This window comes from Chlorobaculum tepidum TLS, from assembly GCF_000006985.1.
Taxonomy (GTDB): domain Bacteria; phylum Bacteroidota; class Chlorobiia; order Chlorobiales; family Chlorobiaceae; genus Chlorobaculum; species Chlorobaculum tepidum.
This window is the reverse complement of sequence record NC_002932.3, coordinates 34,234-45,430: the sequence shown is the minus strand read 5'-3', so window position 1 is coordinate 45,430 and position 11,197 is coordinate 34,234. Positions and strand designations below refer to the sequence as shown.

At 59.3% G+C, this 11,197-nt stretch carries 9 protein-coding genes and 1 pseudogene; 8 read left to right on the top strand and 2 right to left on the bottom strand.

All coding sequences use genetic code 11. The features are described from left to right. Nucleotides 1–38: 38 nt before the first annotated feature. Nucleotides 39–1,721 carry an AMP-binding protein gene (locus AYT24_RS00230; RefSeq protein ID WP_010931740.1) on the top strand — a complete coding sequence of 561 codons (1,683 nt, stop codon included), beginning with the start codon at nt 39–41 and terminating at the stop codon, nt 1,719–1,721. Between the two features lie 42 nt (nt 1,722–1,763). Here AYT24_RS00230 and AYT24_RS00225 read toward each other — a convergent pair whose 3' ends face one another. Continuing rightward, on the bottom strand, nt 1,764–2,630 hold the full coding sequence (locus tag AYT24_RS00225; RefSeq protein WP_010931739.1) for a hypothetical protein: 867 nt from the start codon (nt 2,628–2,630) through the stop codon (nt 1,764–1,766). A gap of 65 nt (nt 2,631–2,695) precedes the next feature. Further along, nucleotides 2,696–2,974: pseudogene (locus AYT24_RS00220) on the bottom strand (phosphotransferase); the annotation flags it as partial. Nucleotides 2,975–3,209: 235 nt separating this feature from the next. On the opposite strand from AYT24_RS00220, the gene mraZ reads away from it, so the two are divergent. The 7 genes from mraZ to mraY all read left to right on the top strand — a co-directional run bounded on the left by mraZ (nt 3,210) and on the right by mraY (nt 11,197). Continuing rightward, nucleotides 3,210–3,677 (top strand): division/cell wall cluster transcriptional repressor MraZ, encoded by a 468-nt coding sequence (gene mraZ / locus AYT24_RS00215; protein WP_010931737.1) that lies wholly within the window; start codon nt 3,210–3,212, stop codon nt 3,675–3,677. A 4-nt stretch (nt 3,678–3,681) separates the two neighbouring features. Beyond that, nucleotides 3,682–4,638, top strand: a complete 957-nt coding sequence (gene rsmH / locus AYT24_RS00210) for a 16S rRNA (cytosine(1402)-N(4))-methyltransferase RsmH (RefSeq protein ID WP_010931736.1) — start codon at nt 3,682–3,684, stop codon at nt 4,636–4,638. Nucleotides 4,639–4,744: 106 nt separating this feature from the next. Continuing rightward, nucleotides 4,745–5,125: a hypothetical protein gene (locus tag AYT24_RS00205; protein WP_164926792.1), complete on the top strand. Its 381-nt coding sequence runs from the start codon at nt 4,745–4,747 to the stop codon at nt 5,123–5,125. Between the two features lie 27 nt (nt 5,126–5,152). Continuing rightward, nucleotides 5,153–7,108: a penicillin-binding transpeptidase domain-containing protein gene (locus tag AYT24_RS00200; protein WP_010931734.1), complete on the top strand. Its 1,956-nt coding sequence runs from the start codon at nt 5,153–5,155 to the stop codon at nt 7,106–7,108. Continuing rightward, complete coding sequence (locus AYT24_RS00195; protein ID WP_010931733.1) at nt 7,108–8,634, top strand: UDP-N-acetylmuramoyl-L-alanyl-D-glutamate--2,6-diaminopimelate ligase; 1,527 nt, start codon at nt 7,108–7,110, stop codon at nt 8,632–8,634. Before AYT24_RS00200 ends, AYT24_RS00195 begins: the two co-directional genes overlap by 1 nt. A 24-nt stretch (nt 8,635–8,658) precedes the next feature. After that, nucleotides 8,659–10,083: a UDP-N-acetylmuramoyl-tripeptide--D-alanyl-D-alanine ligase gene (gene murF, locus AYT24_RS00190; RefSeq protein WP_164927184.1), complete on the top strand. Its 1,425-nt coding sequence runs from the start codon at nt 8,659–8,661 to the stop codon at nt 10,081–10,083. A gap of 7 nt (nt 10,084–10,090) precedes the next feature. After that, entirely contained in the window at nt 10,091–11,197 is a 1,107-nt protein-coding gene (gene mraY, locus AYT24_RS00185) for a phospho-N-acetylmuramoyl-pentapeptide-transferase (RefSeq protein WP_010931731.1), read from the top strand.

The window sequence follows — 11,197 nt, the reverse complement described above, 5'->3', positions numbered from 1 at the left end:
TTTGGCGGATCATGCGATAACCTACAACCAGGACTCCTATGACTAACGCACCCTCTAACGCACCTTGGCTCAGCCATTACGACGAGGGCATACCGAGCTCCCTTGCGCCCTATCCACGGGTAACCCTGCCGGATATTCTGCGTGAAGCCGCACGGAAGCACCCCGAAGACCCGGCGCTGCTTTTCCTGGGAAACACCATTTCCTACGGGGAGCTTGAACGGGAGAGCAACGCCTTCGCCGCAGCCCTGCATGCCAGCGAAGTGCGCAAAGGAAACCGTGTCGCCGTGCTCCTGCCCAATTCCCCCCAGATGATTATCGCCGAATTCGGTATCTGGAAAGCCGGCGGTATCGCCGTGATGCTCAATCCGCTCTGGACGGAGCACGAGCTTGAACGCGCGATCGACGAATGCGAAGCTGAAATCGCTGTGGTGCTTGCTCCGTTCTATGAAAAGATCAACCATCTCCGGTCGAGAACTTCGTTAAAAACGGTCGTTATCACCGACCTGCACGACTATTTTCCCGCAGCAATGCGCAACGCCTCTCCGGCAAACGGAGCGGTAGCCACAATGTTGCAATCGAGCGACCTCAGGATGCCGGCAATGATCGAAAGCTACTCCGGTTCGCAAACGCCGGCCGTCGAAGTATCCCCAAAAGACCCTGCACTGTTTATCTTTTCCGGCGGAACGACCGGCAAGCCCAAATGCGCTATTGGCCGTCACGAGGCCTCTGTCATGAACGGGATGCAGGTCGATGCCTGGTTCAGACCTGTGCTCGGTTCCGACCGGGTTCCGGTGATGCTCAACCTGCCGCTGCATCATGTCTATCCGCAGGTTGCCATTATAGGTTATGGCTTCGTCACTCGCTCGCCGCTGGTGCTCATCCCCGATCCCCGGGACTTCGAATTGCTGATCAAAACGATCAAGCAGTACAAGGTCGGATTGCTACCGGGCATCCCCACGCTGTTCAACGCGCTGGCCGCCCATCCGCTGCTTAAAGAAGCGCCCGGTTCCCTCGACTCCCTCAAGCTGATCATCTCCGCCGCCGCACCGCTGCATAACAAAACAAGACGCCGTTTCAAGGAGCTGACCGGAGCAACGATCATAGATGCGTACGGACTGACCGAAGCCATGGTCTCCCCGGTCTGCCAGCCGCTTAACGGCATCAGGAAAAACGGGTCGGTCGGCCTGCCGGTACCGGATGTCGAAATGCGCATCGTCGATGCCGACACGGGCATCGAAGTGTTGCCCTCAATGGAGATCGGCGAAATCGTCATCCGTTCGCCCCAGCTCATGACTGGTTACTGGAAAAATCCCGAAGAGACCGCCGAAGTGCTGCGTGACGGTTGGCTGTACACCGGGGATCTCGGGTACATCGATGATGACGGCTATCTCTACATTGTCGACAGAAAGAAGGATGTAATCAAGCCAAGCGGATTCCAGGTCTGGCCGAGCGAGGTCGAGGAGGTGATCGCCATGCACCCCGCCGTGCTCGAAACCGGTGTGGCCGGCGTACCCGACGACTATCAGAGCGAGGCGGTCAAGGCTTGGGTGGTGCTGCACAAAGGGCATTCGCTGGACGCGGAACAGCTGAAGAACTGGTGCCGCCAGACGCTGGCCCCATACAAAGTGCCGAAGCACATCGAATTCTGCGAGCAGTTACCCAAATCAGCTCTCGGCAAGGTGCTCCGCCAGGCGCTCGTCGAGCAGCACCTCACCAGCTGACAAGAGACACCAGCGCACCTCCACGAACAAGGCCGCGCTCGCTCAGATAGGCGCTGAGCGCTGTATCTCCAGATTTTCGAAGCGGTTGTAGGCGAAGGTGATCCCAATGGAAAACGCGATCGCGCCGATGCCGAGCAGTACGCTGAACCAGGGCGGCGCGGTCAGGGCAAGCCTGATGAGCAAGGTGGCGACCGCGAAACCGGAATTCCGGAAAACAACCGGATAACTCGAACTGTAGCGCAACGAGATCAGCACCAGCAGCACGTCGCTGAAGATGAGAATCGTGAAGAAAAGCGAAAAGAATTCGTTCGTGGCATTGCCGTTCAGGTACTTCAATCCGTCGATAACGCCGATTACGAAGAAGATCAACAGGAGCAGGAGCGCGATAATCTTCTTCACAACGATGAAATCCGCCGCAGCCTCCTTGTCACGGGTGATGGCGCGATGGTGCTGGAGCCGGTAATAGACGCCGAGCAGGAGAAAAATTAGGAGACCGCCGCCCGCATAGGCAAGCATGAACAGCACCGGCAGCGACGCCTCCGTCGCGTCCAGCGGCTCGCTGAAATGGACAAGTTCGCTGAAGGAGTGGCGCAGCAGAATGAGCGAAAGAATTTCAAACTGCTTGCCGACCGACGCCGAAACCGATTTGGCGATGCTGAAAACCAATCCGAACACTTCGAGGCCAAGCAGCATGGAGAGTGCTGTATTGATGGCATAATAATGACTTTTCGGCACCCGGGCCGCAACTTCTGCCGGAAGCAGTCCCTGCCGGGCAAGCTCGATCAGGGCAAGCGAAAAGGCAAACGCAAGAATCAGCAGATTGGCTGCCATGCGTTCCGTGCGCTGGTCTTCCCAGAGCAGCTCAAACCTATCATACAAAGCGACAAAGCGCCTGAAAACAACGACCATCGTTCCGCTTTTGGGGCCGCAAGTCACAGCCGGATTTTTCCACCACGGCACAAAAATAACGAAACCTACTCATTCTTTCTGATGGCGGCCTTAACCGACTCGACATTTTTTCGCACCGCAAGAGTGTTTTCCACGACAACAGATGACGCCGTTCGTGAAAGTCGGAGTTGGCGATGTAGTTGAACTTTTTCAGACCGACCACACTGAACAGGTCGTTGCGGTTGGCCACCTCCCAGTCATCGAACAGTGTGGCGAGCTGTTCGTGATTTTCCCAGAGAGAAGAACGACGGCTCTTCGCCGGAGTGGTTCCGGAAACAGGGATGGCAGGCAACCGGGGTCCCTTGCCAAGTGCTGTTGGAGTCATGTCAATATAAACCGGCTTCTCATGCTCCGGAAATACGTGAGCACCGCTGCTGAAAAAATCTTTCGCTGTCTGCCGAGAAACTCTCCGGTCAACCCAATCCCCAAGAATAAATCCCTGCGCTTTTTCGATCACAGCCACCGATAGTCTGTTATTTTTTTTGAAGTTTTGATTAACTACATTAAAGATGGGGAAAAGTGGGAAAAAGTGGGGAACCAGTGCCCGGATTTATCGGAAGAGAACAGCATAGTGTCGATGAAAAGGGGCGGCTTCTGATTCCCGCCCGGTTTCGACGCCGGTTCCTCTTGCAGGAGAACGATCCCGCCACGGGCGCTCCGAGCCGCTCTCCGGTGCTCTACGTGTTCAAGGCCGATGACGGCTCGCTCGAACTCTACGAACCGTCGGTCTGGAGCGAAAAGGAGCAGCAACTGCTCAAACTTTCTGATTTCAATCCCGATGAGCGCCTGTTGACCACCATGATCTATGCGCGCCTCGACCAGACGGAGCTTGATCGCTCCGGGCGCATCGCGCTGTCGCGGGAGATGCTCGATCATGCCGGCATCGTCAAGGATGCGGTCATCATCGGGGCCAACGCGAAAATGACGGTCTGGGAGCCGCTCCGTCTGGAACGGCTGCTAAGCGATAACGCGAGCCGGTTCGCACCACTTGCAAACCGGTACATCTGAGCCCATGGATTACCAGGACTATCATGAGCCGGTGCTGGCCAGGGAATCCGTATCGCTGCTGGTCACCCTCCCGGGGATATACATCGACGGCACCCTTGGCGGAGGTGGCCATTCTCTGCAACTGCTTCGGCATCTTCAAACGCTTAACGGTGATTCGCTCCTTGTCGGCATCGATCAGGATACTCATGCCCTCGAAGCTGCGGGGAAGAAACTCGGGGAGTTTGGTGACCGGCGCCGCCTGGTCAGGGGCAATTTCGGCATGGTGAAAGAGCTCGTGGAGCCAATGATGCGGGGCGCGGGGAACGGTCTTCCGGTCATGGGTTTTCTGCTCGATCTCGGGGTGTCATCGTTTCAGATCGATACGCCAGAGCGCGGATTCAGCTATCTCAAGGACGGCCCTCTCGATATGCGAATGGACCCGGACGGGCCGCTGACCGCCGCCGATATTGTCAACGGGTATGAAGAGGCTGCGCTGGCAAAGCTGTTCTTCCGGTATGGCGAGGAGCCGCTTGGCGGCAGAATCGCCAGGGCGATTGTCTCGGCGAGAAGTTCCGCGCCACTGACGACGACCGGCGAGCTGGCCGAAGTGATCAGGGCGGCCTGCCCCAGAAAAGACCTGGCGATCAAGACACTGTCGAGAATTTATCAGGCATTGCGCATTGAGGTCAACGATGAACTCGGCGTTCTTGAACAGGCTTTAGAGGATGGCTTCGAGCTGCTTTCATCGGGCGGGCGGTTCGCGGTCATCAGCTACCATTCGCTGGAGGATAGGATCGTCAAACGCTTTTTTGCAGCCAAAACGTCGGCGGACTGGGGCCCAAAGGGGCTCGCGCTCCGCGAACCGCTGAAGCCTGCCGAAGCGGTGCTGGTGGTCAGAAAGCCGCTCGAAGCCACGGCTGAAGAAATCAGCCGCAATCCGAGATCGAGAAGTGCGCGTCTCAGAGTCATTCAGAAACTGTAACCTTCAGAGGAGGTAAGTCGTGAACGTTTTGAAATCCGCTGAAAAGCCGTTTGCCGGTTTCGTTGGCAGGCCGGGCAAAATTTTGGGGAAGGAGGACGGGAGCAACATGGCAAGCTATGAGCTTGGTGTCGTCGATGTGAGGGAGCGGCGGCCATTCGGCTTCGATCCGGAGCCATTTCGCAAAGCATCACCACAGGCGAATTCGCCCGAAATTTTCGATATAGACTCACTCTTGCGCCTGAGAACGTTCGTTTACCTCCTCTTGGGGACTGTGCTGTTTCTGGTGCAGATCAACAATACCCTGGCGATCAATGACCTGGCCAAGCGCAACGAACGCTTGCGGGAACAGCTCAGGATCAGTACCAGCATCTCGACTGCTGAAAAGCTAAAGAGCCGGGAGCTTCAGAGCATCCGGTACATCTCCGGTTATGCCAAAAATCTCGGACTCGACTCCTCATTCATTCCTCCGGTCGAGATTGAACCCTGACAGCACCCCTCTTTTATCGAAGAATGCATGAACCAGGCGAGAACAACACCGGAGAACCACCGCGGCACCAGCGACCATGAATTCAGCCTGCGCCTTGGCATTATGGTTGCGCTCATGCTGCTGTTTTGCCTGGCGATCGTCTCGAAGCTGCTGGGCATCCAGGTGTTCGATGTCAAAAAATACCGAGCGAAAGCGAGCCGGCAATACGAGACGATCGTAACCGAAAAAGCCCGGCGGGGGCGCATTCTCGACCGTTACGGTCGTCCGCTTGCCGAGAGCGTCGAGAGCATCTCTTTCTACGCCGATCCGGAGCAGGTGAACGATGCCGGCGCTACAGCAAAACTGTTTGCGAACACCTTCGGCAAGAGCCGCGACTACTATCTCGATCTGCTTCGCAAGAACAAGCGTTTTGTCTGGCTGGAGCGCAACGTGCCGGTATCGCAGGCCGCGAAACTGATGAGTCTCAAAATCAAGGGTGTAGGGTTCCGGCGCGAGCAGCATCGCTACTACCTGAACGTGGCCGCCCAGCTCATCGGCCTGACCGATCGCGACAACAAGGGGATCAGCGGACTCGAAAAGAGCTTCGAAAGCCAGCTCAGCGGACGCGACGGCGTGCGGATTTTTCAGCGCTCGGCAACCGGCGAACGCTATCCGGCTCCCGACGCCGATCAGGTGCAGCCCCTTGCAGGCAATGATGTGACGCTGACCATCGACGCCGATGTGCAGGGGATCCTTGAAGAGGAGATTGCACAGGCGGTCAAGGAGTTCAAGGCCAGTGGCGCGATGGGCATCATCATGGATGTCCGGACGGGTGAAATCATCGCGATGGCCAACTACCCCACTTTCGATCTGAACCGCAGGAGCGGGCTGACCGCCGATCAAATGCGCAATCGTGCCGTTACCGATATGTTTGAGCCGGGCTCGACCTTCAAGATCGTCATGGCCTCGGCGGCCACCGAGGCGCTCGGCTGGAGGGCGGAAACACCGGTGGACGGCCACGGCGGGTCGATCACCATCTACGGCAAGCAGGTGCGGGATCACGAACCGTTCGGAGCGATGAACTTCCAGAAGGCGATCACCGAGTCGAGCAACGTCGTCGCGGCGAGCACCGCCATGCGGGTCGGAGCCACGACCTTTTACCGCTACGCCCACGCCCTCGGCTTTGGCCAGAAAACCGGCGTCGGCCTCATCGGCGAATCGGGCGGATTTCTCAAGCCGGTTTCGCGCTGGGGCAAAATGACGCTGCCGTGGATGGGATACGGCTATCAGGTGATGGCCACGCCACTCCAGGTGCTTCAGGCCTACGCAACGCTCGCCAACGACGGCGTGCGCATGAGACCCTTCATCATCAAAAGAGTGAGCGGGCCTGACGGCAAGACCATCGAAGAGACCAGGCCGCTGAAGGTGGTGCAGGCGCTGAAGCCGGAAACGGCCCATTACATGGCGCGGGAATATTTCCGCGCGGTGGTCGAAAAGGGCACCGGCATGTCGGCGAAAATCGAGGGAATTCCGGTCGCCGGAAAGACCGGCACGGCCCAGAAGCTGCACAACGGCAGCTATCAAGGGTGGCGCTACTACGTAGCGTCGTTCGTTGGATTTTTCCCTTACGACAATCCTCAGTATGCTGCGATTATCGTTGTCGATGAGCCGCAGACAGCGTATTATGCGTCAGCCGTGGCGGCTCCGGTTTTTTCGAGGGTCTGCGGCCGCGCGGTAGCCTGCTCTCTGGAGATGCAGAAACGGCTGAGCATGAAATCCCCCGAAAAGGAGCTGCTTGACCGCGTTTCGACAGTGGTTGTTCCAGAGCTGAAAGGATTGCGTGAGAGCGAAGCCGCCAAGCTACTTGAATGGAACGGCTTGAAGCTGGAACCATCGGGGAGCAGCGGCGGCAGCGTGACCTCGCAGAGCATCGCGCCCGGCACGAAGGTACAGAAAGAAACAACGGTCAGGGTTCGCCTGGCGAAAAGGGTTCAGAACAAGTAATGAAGGAAATCCGCGAAGGAGCGCCGGGTGCGCAGCTCGACGACCTGGTCGCCGCTCTCGGCGCGCTGGCTGAACGCCGGGGCGGCGACGGAGCGCGAGCCGTCATCACGGGCGTGACCTGCGACTCGCGGGCGGTCACGCCGGGTGCGCTCTTCGTGGCGGTGCGTGGCCTCGTCGCCGACGGCCACCACTTCATCGGCGCGGCCATCGAAGCGGGCGCGGTGGCGGTGGCGTGCGAAGAGCTTCCGGCTGCGTACAGCGATTCGGTCACCTGGCTCGTCGTGCCGGACGCCCGAAAGGCGCTCGCCGAACTCTCGAAAGCCTTTTACGGCAACGCTTCGGACAAGCTCATGCTCATCGGCGTAACCGGCACCAACGGCAAGACCACCACCGCGCGGCTCGTCACCTCGATGCTCAACGCATCGGGCGTCGCCGCCGGATACATCGGCACCGGCCTCTGCCGCATCGGCAATCACGACATTCCGCTCGAACGCACCACTCCCGAGCCGAACAGGCTTCACGATCTTTTCCGCCAGATGGTCGATGCCGGATGCCGGGCGGCGGTGATGGAGGTCTCCTCCCACTCACTGGTGCTCGACAGAGTGCATGGCCTCTTCTTCCGCGCCGCCGTCTTCACCAACCTCACGCCGGAGCACCTCGACTTTCACGAAACGATGGAGGAGTACGCCGAAGCCAAGCGCCTGCTCTTCGACCAGCTCAACGCCGAGGGCTTCGCCGTCATCAACGCCGACGATCCCCGTGCGGAGTTCATGGCCGCCAGGCTTGCGCCGGAGCGCGTTTTCTGCTGCTCGACCGGCGATAATACATCGCTCTGCGATCCGGCTCGTCGCTTCCATGCGGTCATCACCGCTTCGACGGTCGAAGGCTCGAAAGCCGATGTCACGTTTGACGGACAGTCGATGGCGATGCAGGTTCCTCTGCCGGGCGCGTACAACGTGATGAACATGCTCGAAGCGTTCACGGTCGGCGTCGGCCTCGGCATCGATCCCGCTACCGCGCTTCGCAGCCTCGCCGCCGCCGATGCGATCGCGGGCCGAATGGAGCGCATCTGGAGCCGCGACCGCAGCCGCTGCGCCGTGGTCGATTACGCTCACACGCCTGACGCCTTGCAAAAGGCGCTCGAAGCCCTGCGCGCGGTGACGCCTGCCGACGCGAAGCTCGCGGTGGTCTTTGGCTGTGGTGGCAACCGCGACCGGCAGAAGCGCCCCGAAATGGGCCGCATCGCCGCCGAACTGGCCGACAGGGTGATTCTCACTTCCGACAATCCACGGGACGAAAATCCGGAAGCGATTCTCGACGAGGTCGAGGCAGGCATGGCGGGCCGGGTGCATCTACGCATCGCCGACCGTGCCGAGGCGATCCGCCGGGCGGTCGAGCAGCTCGGTGCGGGCGATATTCTGCTGGTGGCAGGAAAAGGGCACGAAGCGTATCAGGAGATCAGGGGCGTGAAGCACCACTTTTCCGACCGCGAGTGTCTGGAGGCATGTTTTGCGCAAATGAAATGAGTTAACGGAAGTCAGGGAGTGAAGATGAAAGGAGCGCTGATGTTCAGCGATTTCGAGCGGGCGGGAACCGTCGTGGCCCGTGACGTTGGCGAGGGGTACCGGCTCGACGATCCGGTGGTGGTAATCGATTCTCGCAAGGCGGTCGATGGCGCAGTGTTCGTCGCGCTGCCGGGAGAGCGCACCGACGGGCACCGCTTCGTCGGCGAGGTGTTCGCCAACGGTGCGTCGTGGGCCGTGGTGTCGCGCGAATGGTTCGTCGAAAAGGGCGCGGAGCATCAGGGCGACGACCGCCGTTTTCTCGTCGCCGACGATCCGGTCAAGGCGTTCCAGCAGCTCGCCGCCGCCTACCGGGAGCGCTTCGACATTCCGGTAATCGGCATCGGCGGCAGCAACGGCAAGACCACCACCAAGGAGATGCTTGCCGCCGTGCTCTCGACCAGCTTCAACGTCCTCGTCACGCAGGGCAACTACAACAACCACCTCGGCGTGCCGCTGACGCTCTTGCAGATGCGCCGCGACACCGAAGTGGCCGTGATCGAGATGGGCATCAACCATCCCGGCGAAATGGAGTTCCTCTCTTCGCTTGCCAAACCGACACACGGCCTGTTGACCAACATCGGCCACGAGCATCTCGAATTTTTCGGCTCCCTCGACGGGGTCGCCGATGCCGAGGCGGCGCTCTTCCGCTACCTCGAAGCGCACGGCGGAACAGCGTTCGTCAATCTCGACGATCACCGCCTCGCCGCTGCAGGAGCGAGTCTGTCACGCAAGACCGGCTACGGAGCGCAGCCGGGAGCGGGCCGCGCGTGGTGGGCCGAACAGATCGGCGCGGACCGGGTGGGCCGCGTTTCGTTCACGCTCTGCTCCGAATCCGGCGTTCACCAGCCAGTGGCGATGCAGTTTGTCGGGCGACACAACGTCATCAACGCCGTAGCCGCCTCTGCGGTCGGCGCGCACTTTGGCCTCGCCCCGGCGCACATCGCCGAAGGACTTGGCACACTCCTGCCCGCGAAGGGCTGGAAGCGCATGGAGCTGTTCGAAGACGGCGGAATCGTGGTGCTCAACGACACCTACAACGCCAATCCCGACTCGGTGCGTCTGGCGCTCGATACGCTTGCGGCCATCGAGTGCCGGGGCCGCCGGATTGCGGTGCTTGGCGACATGCTCGAACTCGGCGACAATTCGGCCATTGAACATGAAAGCATCGGCAGGTATATTCGCCAACTGCCGCTCGATGCCTGCCTCACCCTGGGTGATGCCGCCCAACTCATCTGCGAGCAGGCGGGCGGGCGCTGCCTCAGGCACTTCGGGACGATGGACGAGCTTCGCGGCTTCCTGTCGGAGTACGTCCAGCCGGGTGACGCGTTGCTCTTCAAGGGGTCTCGCGGAATGAAGCTTGAACTGGCGGCGGACGATCTTATCAAACAGAATCAACAGCACTCGATCTGAACCGGTAATGCTCTATTACATTCTTCGATACATCAACGAACTCTACAGTCTTCCCGGCATGGGGGTCATCGAATATCTGACCTTCAGGGCCAGCGCGGCGGCCATCACGGCCCTCTTGATCATCATCTTCGCCGGGCAGAGGTTCATCCGCTTTCTCAAGTCGAAATTCGTCGAACCAATCAAAGAGGAGGCGCCACCAGAACATCGCAAGAAAAAAGATGTCCCCACGATGGGCGGACTCATGATCATTTTCGCTATTGAAGTTTCGGCATTTCTCTGGGCCAAGATCGATGATCCGCATGTCTGGCTCATCATGCTGGCCGTCTTCTGGATGGGCCTGATCGGCTTCATCGACGACTACCAGAAGGTTGTGCTGAAGGTCAAGGGCGGCCTTGCCGGCCACTACAAGCTGATCGGGCAGGTAACGCTCGGCCTGGTCATCGGCTTCTACACCTGGAACGATCCCGTTTTTTCGGTACTGCTCTCCGATACCACCGTACCCTTTTTCAAAAAGCTCTCGGTCGATTATGGCATCTTCTACATTCCGGTGGTAATATTCATCATCACGGCGGTCTCCAACGCAGTCAACCTCACCGACGGCCTCGACGGCCTGGCGGCGGGCAATGCGGCCATCGTCACCTTCGCCCTCGGCGTCTTCGCCTACCTCTGTGGTAACGCGGTCTATTCCGGCTATCTCAGCATCCCCTTCATCTCAGGCGCGGGCGAGGTTGCCGTGGTAAGTATGGCCATCGTCATGGCGTGTGTGGGATTTCTGTGGTTCAACTCCAGCCCTGCCGAGGTGTTCATGGGCGACACCGGTTCTCTCTCGCTCGGTAGCGCCATCGCGGTGATCGCGCTCATGATAAAGCAGGAACTCCTTTTACCGGTGCTGGCGGGAGTCTTTTTCGTCGAGACCCTTTCGGTTTCGATGCAGGTCGCCTGGTTCAAGATTTCAAAAAAGCTGTACGGCGAAGGGCGTCGCATTTTCCTGATGGCGCCGCTGCATCACCATTTTCAGCTGAAGGGATGGGCGGAACAGAAGATCGTGATCCGTTTCTGGATCATTTCAATCCTGCTCTTTCTGACAAGCCTCATGACCCTGAAACTGCGATAA